Raw genomic sequence first — 18,909 nt, forward strand, 5'->3', positions numbered from 1 at the left:
GATAAACCTCACTTTAAATCTTAAGAAGCGACAAATATCACTGCGATATCAATCCGTTGTGGCTTATTCCTCGCCCTTCCCCTCACCCCGCTCGTTGCCGTGCACGCCCAGCGACTTCAGCTTGCGGTGCAGGGCCGAACGCTCCATGCCCACGAAGGACGCGGTGCGGGAAATGTTGCCGCCGAAGCGGGTGACCTGGGCCAGCAGGTATTCACGCTCGAACACCTCGCGGGCGTCGCGCAGCGGCAGGGACATGATCTCCCCGCCCTTTTCCCAGCGCAGCACGGTGGGCGTGATGGAGCCGATCTCCGGCGGCAGCATGTCGGCGCGGATGGGTTCGTCCGGGTCGCCCGGCACCATGATCAGCAGCCAGTCCATGACATTGCGCAACTGGCGCACGTTGCCCGGCCACTCATAGGCCTGCAGGGCGGCCATGGCGTCCTCGCCCAGGATGCGCTGCGGCAGACCCGACGCGGTGGCGGAGCGCTGCAGGAAATAGCGCGCCAGCAGGGGAATGTCCTCCCGCCGTTCCCGCAGCGACGGCACCTTCAGGGGCACCACCGCCAGGCGGTAGTACAGGTCCTGGCGGAACTGCCCGGCCTCGATTTCGGCGGCCAGATCGCGATTGGTGCTGGCGATGACGCGCACATCCACCTCCACCCGCGTGCTACCGCCCACGCGCTCGAAGGTCTGCTCCTGCAGCACGCGCACGATCTTGCCCTGGGTCTCCAGCGGCATGTCCGCCACCTCGTCCAGGAACAGGGTGCCGCCGTGCGCCTGCTCGAAGGTGCCGACCTTGCGGCCGGCGCCGTCGATGGGATGCTCGGTCCCGAACAGCTCCACCTCCAGCCGGTCGGGCCGCATGGTGGCGCAGTTCAGCGCCACGAAGGGGCCGTCGGCGCGCCGGGAGTGTTCATGGATGATACGGGCCACGATCTCCTTGCCGCTGCCCGGCGGGCCGCTGACCAGGACGCGGCTGCCGGTGGGCGCCACCTTGTCCAGCGACTGGCGCAGCTGGTTGATCATCAGCGACCGGCCGATCAGCTCCACCTCCCCGCCGGCGCGCAGACGCAGCTCGCGGTTCTCGCGGCGCAGGCGGGCGGCCTCGATGGCGCGCTCCACCAGCAACAGCAGGCGGTCGGACTTGAACGGCTTCTCGATGAAGTCGTAGGCGCCCTTCTTCAGGGCCGCCACCGCCGTCTCGATGGTGCCGTGGCCGCTGATCATGACCACCGGCACGTCGGGGTGGTCCCGCTTCATCTCATCCAGGATCTGCAGGCCGTCCAGGCGGCTGCCCTGCAGCCAGATGTCCAGGATGATCAGGCTGGGCCGGCGGGCGGCGACGGCGGCCAGCGCCTGGTCGGCGTCCGCCGCCTCGCGGGTCTTCATGCCTTCATCTTCCAGGATGCCGGCGATCAGCATCCGGATGTCGGCTTCGTCATCGACGATCAGAATATCATGCGCCATGGGGTCAACGCCTTTGGAGTCAAACGCCTTTGGAGGCACTGGTCCCGGCCACCAGGACCGGGCTGGCGACCGCTTCCGCGTCCTGCGGGGCGGCCGCCTGAACAAGCGGCAGGATCAGGGTGACGCGGGCGCCGCCGCCGGGGTTGTCGTCCAGCCCCAGGGTGCCGCCGTGGTCTTCCAGGATCTTCTTCACGATGGCCAGGCCCAGGCCGGTGCCCTTGGCCCGGGTGGTGACATAGGGTTCCGTCAGCCGGTCGCGGCCCTCATGCGGCAATCCCTTGCCGTTGTCGGCGACGGTCAGGACGACATGGTCGTCCATGGCCTCCACCTTCAGCGCGATGTGGCCGGGCGGGGAGTCGTGGCCGCCGGCCGCGTCCTCCTCCATTCGTCCCTCGATGGCCTCCACCGCGTTTTTCAGCAGGTTGGTCAAGGCCTGGGAGATCTGACGGCCGTCGCACTCCACCTCCACCCGCTCGGGCGGCAGGATGCTGTCGAACTTGATGCCGGACTGGGCGGTCGCCTGCAGGAACACGGCCTGGCGGCACAGCTCCTGGATGTTCTGCGGCTTCATCACCGGTGTCGGCATGCGGGCGAAGGCGGAGAACTCGTCCACCATGCGGCCGATGTCGTCCACATGGCGGACGATGGTGTCGGTCATGGCCTTGAAGGTCTCCGGATCGCTCTGGATTTCCTTCAGGTACTTGCGCCGCAGGCGCTCGGCCGACAGCTGGATGGGGGTCAGCGGGTTCTTGATCTCATGCGCGATCCGCCGGGCGACGTCGGCCCAGGCCGCCTTGCGTTGCGCCGACAACAGTTCCGACACGTCGTCGAAGGTGATGACGAAGCCGCGGATGCCGTTGCCGCTGGTGTCCGCCGCCACCCGCACCAGCAGGGTGCGCTGGGTGTTGCCGCGGCGGATCTGCACCTGCCCTTCCACCAGGCGCGACGGGCGCCGGCGGATGGCGGACATCAGCTCCTCCAGCTCCGGCACCACGGCCAGGATGTCGCGCCCCATCATCTCGTGCACGTCGGGGATGTCCAGCAGCTGGGCCGCCGACTGGTTGGGCAGGTTGATGAAGCCCTGCTCATCCAGGCCGATGACGCCGGCCGACACGCCGGCCAGCACCGCCTCGGTGAAGCGGCGGCGCAGATCCAGCTGGCGGTTGGCCTCCACCAGGTCGCTACGCTGGGAGGACAGCTGGCTGGTCATGCGGTTGAAGGCGCGACTGAGCGAGGTCAGCTCATCCTCCGGTCCCGGCAGGGTCTCCGGCACGCGCGCCGTCAGGTCGCCGGTGCGGATGCGCTCCGCCGCGATGATCAGCGCGCTGATGGGCGTGATGAGGGTGTTGGCGAAGTTCAGGCCGGCCCAGATGGCCACCAGCAGCAGCAGCAGCGAGACGATGATGAAGATCAGCGTCATCTTGGTCTGCAGGCCGAAGCGCTGGCCCTCCAGCTCGGTATATTCGCGCACCGCCGTCTGGGCCGCGTTCAGGTGCTCCATCACCTTGGCTTCCACCGGGCGGCCCAGCAGCAGGAAGATGTCGAAGTCCGGATCCAGGCGGATCAGCGCGGTGACGCGCTTCTCCTTCTCATTGAACTCGAAGTCCACCTCGCCCTTGCGCGCCCGCTCCAGCCGCTCCTTGGGCATGACGTCGGGCTGGAAGACGGAGCCCAGGGTGTAGCTGCCGTACTGCCGCCCCTGCCCGTCGAAGATCACCGCCTCGGTGAAGGACCGCTGGAAGGACTCGTTGCGCAGGAAGGCGTAGATGAACAGCGGGTCCAGCGTGACCAGCGGTCCCTGGCGCGCGGCCAGCAGGTCATTCGCGACCCAGGAGGCGTCGTTGCGGATGGCGATCTGGTGTTCGTCCAGATAGGCCTGGGCCACCACCAGGCTTTCGTTCACCGCCGTGCGCACGCGGTCGCTGAACCAGGACTGCAGGCCCAGGTAAAAGAAGAAGGCGGAGAAGGCCGCCATGACGATGGCGGGCAGCACGGCCAGCAGGCTGAACACCGCCACCAGGCGCACATGCAGCCGCGACCCGGCCAGGCCCCGGCGCCGCTCGATCCACAGGCCGACGATGCGCCGCGCCATGAGCGCCAACAGCATCAGCAGCAACGCGCCGTCCAGGGTCAGCAGCAGGCTGACGGTGTTGGGGCTGTTGCCGAAGGGCGGCTGCTGCGTCAGCGCCGCGTAGGTGGCGAATCCCGACAGCACGGCGGCGAAGGCCAGGGCCACCGCCAGCTTGTTGCCCAGCCCCAGGCGGGCCGACCAGACGGACAGTCGGCGCCACCAGCTGTCACTCTTGGGTGCCTGGGGGGAACCTGCGGGGCAACCGGGGGACTGGGTGGCGTGATCAACGCCGGAGGTGCCTCGGTCATGGCCGCACCGCTATGGGCGCGATGATCAAGGCCGGCGCCCACGTCGGCGTCGCTGCGATGGAATGTGAAAGCGCGTAAAAGGCGAAACGTAGCACGGTTCCTGCCAGGCGGGTGGTTTGCACGGCGCAAACGCCACCCCTGACGCGAGGAGTGGTGCGGGCAACATCCACCGGGCGACGCCGGTTCGGCCGAGGCCGAAAGGGCACCGCCCGGTAGCGATTGCTGTTGCCCGGGCGCCCACCTCTGTTACCAGAATGCCACGCGTGTTTCCAGCCGTCCGTCTTACGCCCGTTGGTAGAATTGACGCATGTTACTTCAGGCCCCGGACCACCTGGATATCCAGATCGCGGATCTTTTTGCGCAGGGTGTTGCGGTTCAGGCCCAGCATGTGCGCGGCCTTGATCTGGTTGCCCCGGGTGGCGATCAGCGACAGGGACAACAGCGGCCGCTCCACCTCGCGCAGCACGCGGTCGTACAGGCCGGCGGCCGGAACGCCGTCCTTGTGGGCGGCGAAATAGTCCTTCAGGTGCCGCTCCACCGCCGCCCCCAGACCCTCGTTCTGCGGTTCCTCCGCCGGGGCCGCGGCGGGCGCGAAGTCCGCCAGTTCCTGCTCGATGACATCGATGGTGATGACTTCCTGAGTGTACAGCGCGGCAAGGCGCCGCACCATGTTCTCCAGCTCACGCACATTGCCGGGCCAGCGGTGGCGGCGTAGGCGGTCCAGGGCGGCGTTGTCCATGCTCTTCAGCGGCAGGCCCTGCTGGTTCACCAGACCGAAGAAGTGGCGGACCAGCGCCGGGATGTCCTCCGTCCGCTCGCGCAGCGGTGGCAGGCGGATGGGCACCACGTTCAGGCGATAGAACAGATCCTCGCGAAACTGCCCCTGGCGGATCAGGGTGCGCAGATCGCGATGGGTGGCGGCGACGATGCGCACGTCGGTCTTGATGGGGGTGCGGCCGCCGACCGTCGTGTACTCCCCCTCCTGCAGCACGCGCAGCAGGCGGGTCTGGGCGTCCAGCGGCATGTCGCCGATCTCGTCCAGGAACAGGGTGCCGCCCTGCGCCTGCTCGAACCGGCCGGTGGAGCGCACCGTGGCGCCGGTGAAGGCCCCCTTCTCGTGGCCGAACAGCTCGGACTCGATCAGTTCGCGCGGTATGGCGGCCATGTTGACCGCCAGGAAGGGGCCGTTGCGCCGCTTGCCGTAGTCGTGCAGGGCGCGGGCCACCAGCTCCTTGCCGGTGCCCGACTCGCCGGTGATCATGACCGTCAGGTCGGTGCCCATCAGGCGGGCCAGGACGCGGTAGATCTCCTGCATGGCCGCCGACCGGCCGATCAGGGGCAGCGCCTCCTCCTCGGCCTGCGCGGCCGCGGCCCCGGCCGCCGCCGGCGGGGCCGGCTGGGGCGTGGACAGGGCGCGTTCCACCATGCCCATCAGATCCTTCAGGTCGAAGGGCTTGGGCAAATAGTCGAAGGCACCCCGCTCGGCCGCCTTGACGGCGGTCAGCAGGGTGTTCTGCGCGCTCATGACGATGACGCGCAGGTCGGGACGCAGCTTCTTGATACGCGGCAGCAGGTCCAGGCCGTTCTCATCCGGCATCACCACGTCGGTGATGACCAGGTCCCCTTCCCCATCCTGGACCCAGCGCCACAAGGTCGCGGCATTGCCGGTGACCCGCACGTCATGGCCCAGGCGCAGCAGGGCCTGGTTCAGGACGGTGCGGATGGCCCTGTCGTCGTCAGCGACAAGGATGGTGGATGGACCCATGGATTAAACGCCCCCCTCTGACGCCGTCCGCCCAGGGGCGACCGGCAGCGAAACCTTGAAGATCGTGCGACGCGGCACGCTGTCGAAATCGATGACCCCGCCATGGTCGCCAATGATCTTGGCCACCAGGGCCAAGCCCAGGCCCGTCCCGTTCATCTTCGTGGTCACGAAGGGGTCGAACAGGTTGGCCCGCAGGTCCTCGGGGATGCCGTCGCCATTGTCCTGCACGCTGATCAGCAGCGGCAGGTGCACCCGGCTGTCGGACCCCGGCACCGCCAGGCGCACCCCATGCTGGTAGGCGGTGGACAGGACGATTTCCCCACCCTTCTCCGGGCAGGCCTCGGCCGCGTTCTTCACCAGGTTCAGGAAGACCTGGATCAGCTGGTCACGATTGCCCAGCACCGGCGGCAGCGACGGGTCGTAGCGCTCGACGAAGCGGATGGCGCGGCCGAAACCGCTCTGCGCCACGCGGCGCACATGCTCCAGCACGCCATGGATGTTGACCGCCGTCTTCTCCAGCGGCCGGCCGTCGGTGAAGACCTCCATACGGTCCACCAGGGCGACGATGCGGTCGGCCTCATCACAGATGAGGCGGGTCAGCATGCGGTCCCCCTCGGACGCGTTCTCTTCCAGCAGCTGGGCCGCCCCCCGGATGCCGGACAGCGGATTCTTCACCTCATGCGCCAGCATGGCCGCCATGGCGACGACGGAGCGGGCGGCCCCCCGGTGGGTCAGTTGGTTGTCGATCTTGCGGGCGATGGAGCGTTCATGCAGCGACAGCACCACCAGGTCCGGCGGGTCGGACAGGGGGGCGGCCTTGGCCGTCAGGAAGTGCAGGCCGATGCGCGGCGTCTCCAGCATGATGCTGTAATCCGACACGCTGCCGCCCGTCACCCTAGCCTGATCGATCAGGGAATGGACGGGGCTGTCGCCCGGGATCAGGGCGTCGAGCAGGCTGCCCACCAGCAGGGTGGCGCTGGCGTCGAAGAATTCCTCCGCCTGCAGGTTGGCGAAATGGACGCGGCGCTGCCGGTCGATGACCAGGATGGGTTCCGGCAGGGCGGATAGGATGGCCGTGGGATCGACCACGCCATTCGCCGGGGCCGGCAGGGCCGCCGTCCGCGCCATCAGGCCGCCGCCTTTCCAGGATTGGCGTCATCGTTCTCGGCATCGCAGCCGGGCTCGGCCGTCAGCCCCCGGCCGGACAGGTCGCGCCCGGCAATGCCCCGGTCCAGCAGATCCTGGTACCAGCCGCGCACGAAGTCCTGCACCAGCCCGGCCTTCTCGATGGTGTTCACCTTGGCGCGATACTCGGCGGAACCCGGCAGGCCCTTGGAATACCAGGCGATGTGCTTACGCCCGATCTTCAGCCCGGCGTCGGCGCCGTAATGCTCCAGGATGGCGTCATAATGCTCCAGCACCAGGTCGCGCTGTTCCACCAGCGTGGGCTCGGCCGGGGGCGTCCCGGTGCGCAGCATCTGGATGACCTGGTTGATGAACCAGGGGCGGCCATAGGTGCCGCGGCCGATCATGACGCCGTCGGCGCCGCTCTCTTCCAGGCAGCGGGTGACGTCGGGGAAGTCCACGATGTCGCCGTTGGCGATGACCGGCAGCGACACGGCGTCCTTGACCTGGCGGATGAAAGCCCAGTCGGCGACGCCGTTGTACATCTGGCTGCGGGTGCGGCCGTGCACGGTGATCATGCGGATGCCGCACTCCTCCGCGATCCTGGCCAGGCGGGGCGCGTTCAGGTTCCGCTCATCCCAGCCCTTGCGCATTTTCAGGGTCACGGGCACGGGCACGGCCTTGACCACGGCGTCCAGGATGCGGCCGGCCAGCGGCTCATCCTTCATCAGGGCGGAGCCGGCGTAGCCGTTCACCACCTTCTTCACCGGGCAGCCGAAATTGATGTCGATGATGGAGGCGCCGCGGTCCACGCACAGCTTCGCCGCCTCCGCCATCACCTCGGGCTCGCAGCCCGCCAGCTGGACGGACAGCACGCCTTCCTGGGCGTTGGGATCGATCTTCTTCTCGGACTCGCGGGTGGCGCGGATCATCGCCTGGCTGGCGATCATCTCGGAAACGACCAGGCCGGCACCGGCGCGCTTCACCAAGCGGCGAAAAGGCGTGTCGGTCACGCCCGACATGGGCGCCAGGACCACCGGATCCTCGATGGTGACGGGACCGACCTGGATCGGCGCTAACTTACTGCCCATTTCCTAGGCGCTTTCCATGACTGCTACAAAATTAGGCGTTCAAGCTATCATGAGCCCCCGCCAAAGGGAAGCGACGCCGCCGAAGACGGCGGATGCGACTATGGTATGGCGCGGTGGCATGGCAGATCGTGCACGCCGGCGAACAAACAAGCCTAGCGGCAAGGTCTTAAGGGGAGATATCTCTCATCGGGAAATAGGGATAACTGTCACCGTCCGACGCCTGCCCCCCGTATTTCTGGTATCCTGGAACGACCATGCCGTCCTGCCTCGCCCTGATCGTCGCCGCCGGCAGCGGTTCCCGCTTCGGCGGGGACATGCCCAAGCAATATCTGTCCCTGGCCGGCCGCCCCGTCCTGGCCCGCACCGTGGCCGCCTTCCAGTCCCATCCGGAAGTGACGGCCGTGCGGGTGGTGATCAACCCCGCCCACCGCGACTTGTATGACGAGGCCGTGGCCGGCCTGGACCTGCCCCCGCCCGTGGCCGGGGGTGCCGCCCGCCAGGACAGCGTGCGCAACGGGCTGGAGGCCGCGGCGGCGGACGGCGGCTACGACCTGGTGCTGATCCACGATGCCGCCCGGCCCCTGGTGGACGCCGCCAGCATCTCCGCCGTCATCAAGGCGCTGGCCGAGGTGCCGGCCGCCCTGGCGGCGGCCAGCGTCAGCGACACGCTGAAGCGGGCGGACCGGGATGGCGCCGTGGCCGCCACGGTGGACCGCACGGCCCTGTGGCGGGCGCTGACGCCGCAAGGCTTCCGCTTCCCCGACATCCTGAAGGCGCACCGCGACCTGGCGGGCCAGGAACTGACCGACGACGCCGCCTTGGCGGAAAAGGCCGGCCTGCCCGTCCGCCTGGTGCCCACCAACCCCGACAACCTGAAAGTGACCCACGCCGAGGATCTGGCGCGGGCGGAGAAGATCATCATGAACGAGTTGGGCGACGTCCGCGTGGGCCACGGCTATGACGTGCACAAGTTCACGGAAGGCGACCACATCATCCTCTGCGGCCTCAAGGTGCCGCACACCCACAAGCTGGAAGGCCATTCCGACGCCGACGTGGGCCTGCACGCCCTGACCGACGCCATCCTGGGCGCCATCGGCGCCGGCGACATCGGCAGCCACTTCCCGCCGACGGATGAGCGCTGGCGCGGCGCCGACAGCGGCAAATTCCTGCAACACGCCGCCAGCTTGGTGAAGGCCAAGGGCGGCGCCATCGCCCATTGCGACATCACCGTCATCTGCGAGCGCCCCAAGGTGGGCCCCCACCGCGAGGCCATGGTGGCCCGCGTGGCCGACCTGCTGGAGATCGCGCCCGACCGTGTCTCCGTGAAGGCCACCACCACCGAAGGCCTGGGCTTCACCGGCCGACGCGAGGGCATCGCCGCCATGGCGACCTGCACGGCTCGCCTCCCCTGGGCGCCTGCCGGAGCATAAGCCGATGTTCCCGGCGGAGATCACGCGCGCGGCCGAACGCTTGCTGGCCGCCTGTCAGGCCAACGGCCTGTGGCTGGCCACGGCCGAATCCTGCACCGGCGGCCTGATCTCCGCCAGCCTGACGGCCATCGCCGGCTCCTCCTCCGTGGTGGACCGGGGGGTGGTCACCTACAGCAACCAGGCCAAGGTCGACCTGCTGGGCGTGCCTGACGGCCTGATCGCCCTGCACGGCGCCGTCAGCCGCGAGGTGGCGCACGCCATGGCGGAGGGGCTGCTGGCCCGCTCCCGCGCCGACATCGCCCTGTCGGTCACCGGCATCGCCGGCCCCGGCGGGGGCAGCCTGGAAAAGCCGGTGGGCCTGGTCTACCTGGGCTGCGCCCGCCGCGACCACCCGGCGGTGGTGGAACGCCACGTCTTTCCCGGCGACCGCGAGGCGGTGCGCCTGGCCGCCGTGGCGCGAGCCCTGGCGATGGGCCTGGCCGCCACGGCGCACGAGGAATAGGCCGCCCCTCAGGACCGCCCCAGCCACCAGTCGAACGCCCCGTCCACCACCTCCGGCGGCATGGCGTGCCCGCCGTCGAACACCAGGAACTCCACCTGGAAATCCCGTCGCCTCAGCGCCGGCACGGTGGTGCGCGCCGTCTCCTCCAACGGCAGCACGCGGTCGGCCTTGCCGTGGCTGATGAAGACCCGGGCCTGACCGTCACCCGTATCCGCGCGACCATGCGGCGGCGCGATGCGGCCGGGGGAAAACGCGATCAGGGTGTGAAACAGACCCAGGTTTTCCGGTCCCAGCGACAGCGCGTAGGTCGCCCCATCGGAGAATCCGGCCAGGGCAACCCGGGCCGGATCCACGGCGTAGCGGACGAAGACCAAGGCCAGGAAGGCATCGATGCGCGCCGGATCATTGCCGTAGCGGGGCCCCCAGCGCTCGTCGGTCTCCCGTTTGCGCGCGGCCAGCATGTCCCAGGTGTAGTCCCCGGAGTCCGGCGCCGCGATCAACACGCCGCGCGCCTCCGCCACCTGCGCCAGGCGCAGCACCATGTCGGCGCCTCGCTGGCTGGCGCCGTGCAGCATCACCAGCAGCGGCAGGGGTTGGCCCGGCTGATAGGACTTGGGGGCGTAGACCACGCCGTCGCCCAGCCGCAGGGGGCCGAGCCGCACCGCCACCGTCGCGGGCGAGACCGGCGGGCGCGCCGTCAGATGCACCAGATCGTCCGCCGGCGCGGGCCGCGGCATGAGCAACAGCAGACAGGCCACCATTCCCACGACACGTCCCTGCATCCGCGCCACCGCCCTTGGCTTCCCCGGAGGTCAAGCTTGGGCTGTCCATGGTGGGTCGTCAATCGCCACGGCCAGCGCGAGGACGCGCAGGGCGGCGGTGGAGAAAGCGGCATAAAGGTTTTCCCTCAGTTGCATAAGCCGAAGGCCGGGGCAATAGTCTGGGCCGGCGGTGGCGTCCGCCGCCGGCCTCACCTGCCTTCTGGAGCCCGCTCCCCATGTCCTTGCGTTCCCTCGGCTTGGCCCTGGCCTTGGCCGCCGTCCCGCTGTCGCCATCCCTGTCCCCGGTGGCCCAGGCCGCCGCCCCGCAGGTGAAGACCCAGGCGCCGGGCTATTATCGCCTGATGCTGGGCGATTTCGAGATCACGGCGCTGAACGACACGGTGGCCACGCTGCCCATCGACACGCTGATGACCAACACCACGCCGGAGACGGTGCGGGCCGCCCTGGCGCGCAACCACCAGCCCAGCCCGACCCCGACCTCGGTCAACGCCTTCCTGATCAACACCGGCGCGCAGCTGATCCTGGTCGACACCGGCGCCAATGGCCTGCTGGGTCCACAGGCGCCCAGCCACCTGGTGGCCAATCTGAAGGCCGCGGGCTACACGCCCGACCAGGTGGACGCCATCCTGATCACCCACATGCACGGCGACCACATCGGCGGCCTGACCACCGACGGCCACATAAACTTCCCCAACGCCACCGTCTATGTCGACGCGGCGGAGAAGGGCCATTGGCTGAACGCGGAGGCCGAGGCCAAGGCGCCGGCCGACAAGCGGGGTGGCTTCGCCGCCGCCCACAGGCTGCTGGACGTCTACGCCGCCGCCGGCAAGCTGAAGGCTTTCGATGGCGTGACATCGCTGTTCCCCGGCATCACCGCCATCCCCGCCCACGGCCATACCCCCGGCCACACCGTCTATGCCGCCGAGAGCAAGGGCCAGAAGATCCTGTTCTGGGGCGACCTGATGCATGTGGCGGCGGTGCAGTTCGACACCCCGGCCACCACCGTCCAGTTCGATAGCGACAGCCCCGCCGCGTACAAGGCACGGGCTAAAATCTTCGCCGAGGCCGCCAAGGACGGCTATTGGGTGGCCGCCGCCCACATCTCCTTCCCCGGCATCGGCCACATCCGTCCCAAGGACGCCACCGACGGCAAAGCCGATCCCAAGAGCTATGTCTGGGAACCGGCGCAGTACAGCCTGGGGGAATGAGACCATGACGCGCACCAGGATCGCCGCCGCCTTCGCCCTGTTCCTGACATCAGGCACGGCCCTGGCCGATGACCAGGCCAACATTGCCCGGCTGTTCGCCGATCCCGGGGTGCGGCAGATGACCCTGGCCGCGGCCCAGCAATCGGCCGTGGTCATGAACGAGCCCTGCCCCAGCGCCCAGGCCACGGTGTCGACCGACGTGGCGGTGTTCCAGCCGCTGGTGTTCGATGCCGCCGGCCAGCTGCAGACCGGCATCTGGCGCCAGCAGGTGACGCTGGCCGGCTGCGGCGGCACCCGCACCCTGAACGTCATCGGCTGGAAGCAGGCGGGCCAGGCCATCGGCATGGGCGCCCTGCTGCCCGGCGGCACGCATACCGACGTGCTGCTGCAGCGCGACGCCATCCAGCAGGTGGATCAGCTGGTGAAGATCACCCCCGGCGCCACCGAGGAAGGCTGCGCCCGCGAGTATGTGGCCGACACCCGCTTCGTGGATCGCGAGGCCACCCCCGCCCCCGGCGGCAAATCCCCGCCCTGGCGCGAGGTGTGGACCCTGCGCACCTGCACCAAGCAGATCGAGGTGCCCATCCGCTTCATCCCCGACGCCACCGGCACCACCATCACCGCCGGCCCACAGAAGGCGGTCAAGGTGACGACGGTGGGCAAGTAGGCGCCCCGGCTGGGGCTTACGCCACCGTTACCAGATGCGTGCCGTCCTCCCGGGCCTGGAATTGGATATCCCGATCCAAGAAATGGCGGATGATGGCGGCACCGGTCAGGCTGTGCTGCGTCGGCCGCACGGTGGTGAAACAGCCGCCGCCGGCTAGCGCCAGGGGCAACAGCAGCTGATCCGCCAGGTAGGGCCCGGCGAAGGCGCCCGAGGCGATGTAGCCCTTCAGGCGGTTGGCCGTCTGGCGACCGATATCCTCCGCCCGCAAGCCGACGCGGCCCACAGCGCTGATCACCTCCGTCACCTGGTCGAAACAGGCCGACAGCATCAGGATGTTGCCGGGGCCACGCCCCTCCGCCACCGTTTCCACGCTCCAAGCCTCCTCCGGCCAGTCCAGCACCTGGCGGGCGGCAGCCACCTCGCGTTCCGCGATGTTGGCTGGCAAGTTGGACAGCAGCGCCCGGCCGCGCACACCCCGCAGGACGCCGCGCTCCACGAACTCCTGGGGCTGCAAGGGGGCCGGGGTCACCGACACCTCCACGCGGCCGCCCCCCACCGGGTAGAACCCCGGACGCACCAGCGTGGCCGTCACCGCCGGCCCCATGCGGGACAACAACGGCAACAAGGCCTGCACAGTGAAGTCAAAGGGCGGTGCCGCATAGGCGTGCGTCCCGCCCTCCAGCACCAGGCGCGACGGCCCATCGGCCAGTAGCAAGGGCGGCAGCAGCGCCTGAAGCACCAGTCCCGTGCTGCCGGCCGTGCCCACGGCGAAGGTGTAGTCGCCCGCTTTCACCCGGCCCGGCGTGAAGGTCAGGCCGGCGGCGCCGATGGCCGCCCCGTCGGCGGTGGCGCCGCTGATGGCACAGATGGCCTCCACCGCCGTCAGATGCTGACGCATCAGGCCCGGCTTGTCCCGCTTGGCGCGGATGTTGTCGATGCGGAAGGCCTGGCCCGTCACCAGCGCCAGGGACAGGGCGGTGCGCAACACCTGCCCACCGCCCTCACCTTCCGATCCATCAATGATGATCACATTCACCCCCATCGGTGCTGTGCGGACGCCTCAGCCTTTCACACACAGGACCTGTTTCAATGTATGGACGATTTCCACCAAGTCGGACTGCGCCGCCATGACGGCCTCGATGGGCTTGTAGGCAGCCGGCGTCTCATCGATGACGTCGGCGTCCTTGCGGCACTCCACCCCCTCGGTCGCGTGGGCGTGGTCCTCCAGCGTGAAGCGCCGCTTGGCCTCATGCCGGGACATCAGGCGCCCGGCCCCGTGGGAGCAGCTGTTGAACGCCTCCGCGTTCCCCTTGCCGCGCACGATAAAGGACTTGGCGCCCATGGATCCTGGGATGATGCCCATCACCCCACTGCCTGCGTTCACTGCCCCCTTGCGGGTGACCAGGACGTTGCGGTCGAAATGACGTTCCCGCTGGACGTAGTTGTGGTGGCAGTTGATGGCCTCCATCGCCGCGTCGAACGGCTTGGTGATGACGGTCCGCATCGCGGCGATGACGTTGGTCATCATCATGCGTCGGTTCAGCGCCGCGAAATCCTGGGCCCAGCCTACCGCCTCGACATAGTCGGTGAAGTGGTCGGTGCCCTCGGGGAAGTAGGCCAAATCCTCATCCGGCAAATTGATGAACCAGCGGCGCATGTCCTTCTTCGCCAGCTCGATGAAGAAGGTGCCGATGGCGTTACCGATCCCGCGCGATCCGGAATGCAGCATCACCCACACCTGTCCCACTTCATCCAGGCACAGCTCGATGAAGTGGTTGCCGGTGCCCAGCGTCCCCAGATGCGCCAGCGTGTTGGCGCTGGCCAGCTTGGGATATTTGGCGGTGATGCGGGTGAAGCGCTCCGCCAGGGTGCTCCAGGCCGCCACGATGTCGGCGGGGGGATCGCCCCAGGAGCCGCTGTCGCGCCGGCCCCGCCCCACATCCCGGCCATGGGGCACCGCGCGCTCAATGGCCGTACGCAGGCCTGCCAGGATGTCCGGCAGGTCGGCCGCCGCCAGCGAGGTGCGGGCCGCCATCATGCCACAGCCGATGTCCACCCCCACCGCCGCCGGGATGATGGCGCCCAGTGTGGGGATGACGGAACCGACGGTGGCGCCGATGCCGACATGGACGTCGGGCATGGCCGCTACGTGCTTGAACACGAAGGGCATGCGCGCCACCCGCGACAGCTGGGCCCGGGCCTGGTCGTCCACGGCCACGCCCTTGGTCCACATCTTGATGGGCACGGCGCCGTCGGCCACCGTCACCTCGAAGCCATGTTCACTCATGGTCATTCCCTTTTTGTCCTTTCATTAGGTTTAGCAGCTTGGGCGGGATGGCGACGAGGGAGTACGGGAAACATCGCCACGTGCTCTGCCAACTGAGCTACGATCTTTCCGCGCGGGAAGGACCGGCCGGATTCGAACCGGCGGACCCCGTGGTCCTGTAGTTCCCCGCGGCATTCGCCCGGGATCGCCACAAGCTTTGGAATTCAAAAAAACGGCGACGAGTAGAGTACGGGAAACGGCACATGCTCTACCCACTGAGCTACAAGCCATCGAAGGCTTGGCCGGACTCGAACCGGCGACCCTGTAGTTCCCCACGGCATTCGCCCGGAAGACTGATCTGAAAAACGACACTGGCGACCAGGGATGGCCGGACGTTTGTTACTGAGCTATCCGATTTGCCCGAGGGCGCACCGGAGGCGGGTTTGAACCGCCGACCTCCCGCCTTGCGGCGGGCGCTCTACCTGTAGTCCGGCCAGCATTCGCCAGCGCCGCTCGCGTTGGAAAGCACGACGGCCGAACCGCCGGTGACGAGGATCATTGGGGAGACCGCGGAGTCGAACCGCAGGCCTTTCGGCCCTTCCTTACATGTACTCCCCACCGCATTCACCGGCGGTGACCGAAGACGGACGGGCTGGGTCGTGGCGACCAGGGGGGACGGAACCGCCCTTTGAGCTATCTTGTCAAAGGCGGGCTCGAACCGCACCTCCCGGCCCTTACGGACCGGGCGCTCTACCACGGGCATCATGACAGGATGTAGTCCCATCCAGCATTCGCCACGTCCCAACGCATCATCCCCGGTCAGACGACCGTCGCGCTCACCTCCGCAACCCAATCCCGATCAGCTCCGCCCCCTGCCTGATAACCGGCGGCGAAACGGGCCAGGGTTTCGAACACGGCGTCGGAGAAGCCGCCGACGTTCATCACGTCGGGGCGCTCCACCGCCTGGGTGGTGCCATAGGGCTGCAAGTCGATGCAGACCAGCTTGGCCCGGGGGCAGCGCCGCTTCAGGCGTTCCCACTCCTGCATCGTCGCCGTGGCGCCGTGGCGCCGGGCGTCGACCCAGGACTGGTTGTCCGAAACAATCACCACCAGGTCCGCCACCGCCCGCTGCGCGTTCAGCAAGGCCAGGGGGGCGGAAACAGTGGTGCCGCCGCCGCCGATGGCGGCCAGCTTGGTGGCGTTCGCCGACACCGGGGCCCGGGGGTCCAGATCCAGCGGCACCACCTTGGTCTCGAACGGCAGCACCAGGGTGCCGGGGTTGCGCCGCATCACCGCCGCCGCCACCAGGGCCGCGACATCGATGCAGCGCACCGCCGTCGTCGCCCCCTTGCGATGACCGGTGATGGGACTGGTCATGGACCCCGACACGTCGGGGCACACCACCACCCGGCCGGGCAGAACCGGCACCGACGCCAGCGACAGTTCCAGCGCCGTTTCCAGCGCCGCGACCACCACCGGTGGCACGTCCCTGGACACCATTCCCCGCGCCGCCATCAGCTGATAGGGCAGGACACGGGCCTTGGCGATGGCTTCGGCATCCGCCAGCCGGGCGGCGACACGCTCCGCCAGTCCCTCCACCGCGAATGCGCCGTGGCGCGCCAGGGTATTCAGGTTCATGCGCAGCGCCTGCCAACCCATGCGGTCCGCCACCTCCGCCCATTGCGTGGGCGCCAGCGGCTCGGCCGTCAGCCATTCGAAGGGCACCAGCGGCAGGGGCAGCGTGCGATCCCGTTTCCAGGCCTCGAACGCTGCGACTTCCGCCGGCAACGCCGCCACGTCATACGGCTTGCCGATCAGCCAGCCATAGAAGGCGCGGGCGGTCGCGTCGACCGGTTTGGGGTGCACCATCTTGACGATGTCGGCCAGCGACGGGTCATTGCCCGTCGCCGCCCGCATCAGCTGGGGCATGGAGGCCTGCTCCAGCCACTGGGTCACCAGACGCTTGGGCCGGGTCCCCAGGGAGGTGCGGCCCACCACGCCCGACCGCATGATCTGCACGAAGGTGCGCAGCATGCGGCCGTTGTCGATGACGCGGCGGAACACGGCCACCGACAGGTCGGGATCGGCCACGGTCAGCCAGGCGGTCAGCAGCGCCGGCATATCCTTCATCACCCCCTTGGTACGGGCGTAGACGGCGGCCTGGGCCACGAAGCGCGGGTCAACGGTCTTCGCCACGGCCAGCACCTCGGCCAACTGGGCCTCGGCCGTGCCGTAGAAGCCGTCATTCAGCGTGCCGGTGGCGGCCAGCTGGGCCAGCGTGTGCTCCGGACCATAGCTGTAGGCCGGCGCGCCCTCGCGGTTCCGCGTATCCGGCATCAGTTTCGCGATCATCGACGCGAACAGCTGCTTGTTGGCCATGGTCCTCGCTCCTCTCTCCTGGGGGCTGTCGCCCCAGGGGCCGCCGGCACATTCCGGCGGCCCCGATCCGATGCAGGGATATAGAGCAACGGCCGTGCCAGAGAGCGGCGATAGGATGAAGAAATTTTACATCATATTGATAATCAACGATTATTCATCGATCATTCAAAATCAGCTTCCGTAAAGCCTCTTTTGGTGATCAAGAAAATCGGATATTAAACGATACGACTTTATAAAAACGGATAAGTCCTGTGTCCCGCCCCCTCACCGTCATCGGTTTCCTGGGCTCCACCCTGGACGCCGCCAAGTTCGGGCCCAGCCGCTGGCAGAAATGGCGGCCCAGCGTGGGTATCTGCATGCATGAGGATTTGCGGGTGGACCGCTTCGTGCTGCTGCATGGGGAGCGGCACGGTCGCTTGGCCGAGCAGGTGGTGGAGGACATCCGCACCGTCTCCCCCGAGACGACGGTGGAACAGCGCACCCTGGGCTTCACCAACCCGTGGGACTTCGAGGAGGTCTACGGCAAGCTGCTGGACTTCGCCCGCGCCTTCCCCTTCGAGCCGGAGCAGGAGGACTATCTGGTCCACATCACCACCGGCACCCATGTCATCCAGATCTGCCTGTTCCTGCTGACGGAGGCGCGTTTCCTGCCCGGCCGCCTGCTGCAGACCCAACCCTCCCGGGGCGAGGGCCTCAACCCGGCGGGGGAGTGGAGCGCCATCGACCTGGACCTGTCGCGCTATGACAGCATCGCCACCCGGTTCGCGGCGGCGGCGGCGGAGGGCTCCTCCTTCCTGAAGTCCGGCATCGAGACGCGCAACGCCGCCTTCAACCGCATGGTGGATGAGATTGAGCGGGTGGCCCTGCGCAGCAAGGCGCCCCTGCTGCTGATGGGTCCCACCGGCGCCGGCAAGAGCCACCTGGCCCGCCGCGTCTATGAGCTGAAACGCCTGAAGCATCAGGTGGCGGGCCCGTTCGTGGAGGTCAACTGCGCCACTCTTCGCGGCGAGGGTGCCATGTCCGCCCTGTTCGGCCACCGCAAGGGCGCCTTCACCGGCGCCGTCAGCGACCGGCCCGGCCTGCTGCGCGCCGCCGACACCGGCATGCTGTTCCTGGATGAGATCGGGGAACTGGGCCTGGACGAGCAGGCCATGATCCTGCGCGCCATCGAGGACAAGCGCTTCCTGCCCGTGGGCTCGGACAAAGAGGTGGCGTCGGACTTCCAGCTGATCGCCGGCACCAACCGCGACTTAGGCTCCAGCGTGGCCAAAGGCGCCTTTCGCGACGACCTCTACGCCCGCCTGAACCTGTGGACCTTCACCCTGCCCGGCCTGGCCCAGCGGCGGGAGGATATCGAGCCCAACCTGGACTATGAACTGGACCGCCATGCCCAGCGCGACGGCCAGCGCGTGACCTTCAACAAGGAGGCGCGGGCGCGCTACCTGGCCTTCGCCACCGGTCCCGACGCGCCCTGGCCAGGCAACTTCCGCGATCTCGCCGCCAGCGTCACCCGCATGGCCACCTTGGCCCCCTCGGCCCGCATCGACCAGGACATGGTGGAGCAAGAGATCGCCCGTCTACGCCGCCTGTGGGGGCCCGCCGCGCCGGATGACGGCTTGGCCACCCTACTGGCCGCCGACATCCTAGCCACCCTCGACCCCTTCGACCGGGTGCAACTGGCCGAGGTTATCCGCGTCTGCCGCAACTGCCGCAGCCTATCGGAAGCCGGCCGCACCCTGTTCAGCGCGTCGCGCACCCGCCGCGCCTCATCGAACGACGCCGACCGGCTGCGGAAGTATCTGCAGCGGTTCGGGTTGGAGTGGGCGGCCCTGGGGGCGGACTGAGTCC

14 protein-coding genes and 1 tRNA gene are annotated in these 18,909 nt (G+C 68.4%); 5 read left to right on the top strand and 10 right to left on the bottom strand.

The features are described 5' to 3' along the window. Window positions 1-63: 63 nt before the first annotated feature. The 5 genes from ntrX to dusB all read right to left on the bottom strand — a co-directional run bounded on the left by ntrX (window position 64) and on the right by dusB (window position 7,827). Window positions 64-1,467 (bottom strand): nitrogen assimilation response regulator NtrX, encoded by a 1,404-nt coding sequence (gene ntrX, locus UAA55_RS24025; protein ID WP_322955937.1) that lies wholly within the window; start codon window positions 1,465-1,467, stop codon window positions 64-66. Between the two features lie 19 nt (window positions 1,468-1,486). Next, window positions 1,487-3,703 (bottom strand): sensor histidine kinase NtrY-like, encoded by a 2,217-nt coding sequence (locus UAA55_RS24030; RefSeq protein ID WP_322955938.1) that lies wholly within the window; start codon window positions 3,701-3,703, stop codon window positions 1,487-1,489. 453 nt (window positions 3,704-4,156) lie between these two features. Continuing rightward, on the bottom strand, window positions 4,157-5,611 hold the full coding sequence (gene ntrC / locus UAA55_RS24035) for a nitrogen regulation protein NR(I) (protein WP_322916431.1): 1,455 nt from the start codon (window positions 5,609-5,611) through the stop codon (window positions 4,157-4,159). Between the two features lie 3 nt (window positions 5,612-5,614). Then, window positions 5,615-6,739, bottom strand: a complete 1,125-nt coding sequence (locus UAA55_RS24040) for a two-component system sensor histidine kinase NtrB (RefSeq protein WP_322955939.1) — start codon at window positions 6,737-6,739, stop codon at window positions 5,615-5,617. Next, window positions 6,739-7,827 carry a tRNA dihydrouridine synthase DusB gene (gene dusB / locus UAA55_RS24045; protein WP_322955940.1) on the bottom strand — a complete coding sequence of 363 codons (1,089 nt, stop codon included), beginning with the start codon at window positions 7,825-7,827 and terminating at the stop codon, window positions 6,739-6,741. The genes UAA55_RS24040 and dusB overlap by 1 nt, the downstream gene beginning before the upstream one ends. 254 nt (window positions 7,828-8,081) lie before the next feature. Here dusB and UAA55_RS24050 point away from each other — a divergent pair, with 254 nt between their 5' ends. After that, entirely contained in the window at window positions 8,082-9,257 is a 1,176-nt protein-coding gene (locus tag UAA55_RS24050; RefSeq protein WP_322955941.1) for a bifunctional 2-C-methyl-D-erythritol 4-phosphate cytidylyltransferase/2-C-methyl-D-erythritol 2,4-cyclodiphosphate synthase, read from the top strand. Between the two features lie 4 nt (window positions 9,258-9,261). After that, on the top strand, window positions 9,262-9,759 hold the full coding sequence (locus UAA55_RS24055) for a CinA family protein (protein WP_322955942.1): 498 nt from the start codon (window positions 9,262-9,264) through the stop codon (window positions 9,757-9,759). An 8-nt stretch (window positions 9,760-9,767) separates the two neighbouring features. Here the strand turns inward: UAA55_RS24055 and UAA55_RS24060 are convergent, their stop codons facing one another. Next, a complete protein-coding gene (locus tag UAA55_RS24060; RefSeq protein ID WP_322955943.1) occupies window positions 9,768-10,541 on the bottom strand; it encodes an alpha/beta hydrolase in 774 nt (257 codons plus the stop codon). A gap of 215 nt (window positions 10,542-10,756) precedes the next feature. Here UAA55_RS24060 and UAA55_RS24065 point away from each other — a divergent pair, with 215 nt between their 5' ends. Then, a complete protein-coding gene (locus UAA55_RS24065) occupies window positions 10,757-11,749 on the top strand; it encodes an MBL fold metallo-hydrolase (protein ID WP_322955944.1) in 993 nt (330 codons plus the stop codon). A 4-nt stretch (window positions 11,750-11,753) separates the two neighbouring features. Further along, window positions 11,754-12,416, top strand: coding sequence for a hypothetical protein (locus tag UAA55_RS24070; RefSeq protein WP_322955945.1), 663 nt, complete (start codon window positions 11,754-11,756; stop codon window positions 12,414-12,416). Between the two features lie 16 nt (window positions 12,417-12,432). Here the strand turns inward: UAA55_RS24070 and rtcA are convergent, their stop codons facing one another. The 4 genes from rtcA to UAA55_RS24090 all read right to left on the bottom strand — a co-directional run bounded on the left by rtcA (window position 12,433) and on the right by UAA55_RS24090 (window position 17,061). Then, entirely contained in the window at window positions 12,433-13,446 is a 1,014-nt protein-coding gene (gene rtcA / locus UAA55_RS24075) for an RNA 3'-terminal phosphate cyclase (protein ID WP_322955946.1), read from the bottom strand. Between the two features lie 30 nt (window positions 13,447-13,476). Then, entirely contained in the window at window positions 13,477-14,709 is a 1,233-nt protein-coding gene (locus tag UAA55_RS24080; protein ID WP_322955947.1) for an RtcB family protein, read from the bottom strand. A 400-nt stretch (window positions 14,710-15,109) separates the two neighbouring features. Next, window positions 15,110-15,192, bottom strand: a tRNA-Cys gene (locus tag UAA55_RS24085). Window positions 15,193-15,501: 309 nt separating this feature from the next. Continuing rightward, complete coding sequence (locus UAA55_RS24090; protein WP_322955948.1) at window positions 15,502-17,061, bottom strand: vWA domain-containing protein; 1,560 nt, start codon at window positions 17,059-17,061, stop codon at window positions 15,502-15,504. A gap of 251 nt (window positions 17,062-17,312) precedes the next feature. Here UAA55_RS24090 and rtcR point away from each other — a divergent pair, with 251 nt between their 5' ends. After that, complete coding sequence (gene rtcR, locus UAA55_RS24095; protein WP_322955950.1) at window positions 17,313-18,905, top strand: RNA repair transcriptional activator RtcR; 1,593 nt, start codon at window positions 17,313-17,315, stop codon at window positions 18,903-18,905. Window positions 18,906-18,909 lie beyond the last annotated feature (4 nt).

The organism is Nitrospirillum guanabarense (assembly GCF_034653355.1).
GTDB lineage: Bacteria > Pseudomonadota > Alphaproteobacteria > Azospirillales > Azospirillaceae > Nitrospirillum.

Excerpts from the sequence above, each read along its gene's own strand:
- ntrX (WP_322955937.1), bottom strand. The coding sequence starts at position 1,467 with ATGGCGCATGATATTCTGATCGTCGATGACGAAGCCGACATCCGGATG.
- ntrC (WP_322916431.1), bottom strand. The coding sequence starts at position 5,611 with ATGGGTCCATCCACCATCCTTGTCGCTGACGACGACAGGGCCATCCGC.
- UAA55_RS24040 (WP_322955939.1), bottom strand. The coding sequence starts at position 6,739 with ATGGCGCGGACGGCGGCCCTGCCGGCCCCGGCGAATGGCGTGGTCGAT.
- dusB (WP_322955940.1), bottom strand. The coding sequence starts at position 7,827 with ATGGGCAGTAAGTTAGCGCCGATCCAGGTCGGTCCCGTCACCATCGAG.
- UAA55_RS24050 (WP_322955941.1), top strand. The coding sequence starts at position 8,082 with ATGCCGTCCTGCCTCGCCCTGATCGTCGCCGCCGGCAGCGGTTCCCGC.
- UAA55_RS24055 (WP_322955942.1), top strand. The coding sequence starts at position 9,262 with ATGTTCCCGGCGGAGATCACGCGCGCGGCCGAACGCTTGCTGGCCGCC.
- UAA55_RS24060 (WP_322955943.1), bottom strand. The coding sequence starts at position 10,541 with ATGCAGGGACGTGTCGTGGGAATGGTGGCCTGTCTGCTGTTGCTCATG.
- UAA55_RS24065 (WP_322955944.1), top strand. The coding sequence starts at position 10,757 with ATGTCCTTGCGTTCCCTCGGCTTGGCCCTGGCCTTGGCCGCCGTCCCG.
- UAA55_RS24070 (WP_322955945.1), top strand. The coding sequence starts at position 11,754 with ATGACGCGCACCAGGATCGCCGCCGCCTTCGCCCTGTTCCTGACATCA.
- UAA55_RS24080 (WP_322955947.1), bottom strand. The coding sequence starts at position 14,709 with ATGACCATGAGTGAACATGGCTTCGAGGTGACGGTGGCCGACGGCGCC.
- UAA55_RS24090 (WP_322955948.1), bottom strand. The coding sequence starts at position 17,061 with ATGGCCAACAAGCAGCTGTTCGCGTCGATGATCGCGAAACTGATGCCG.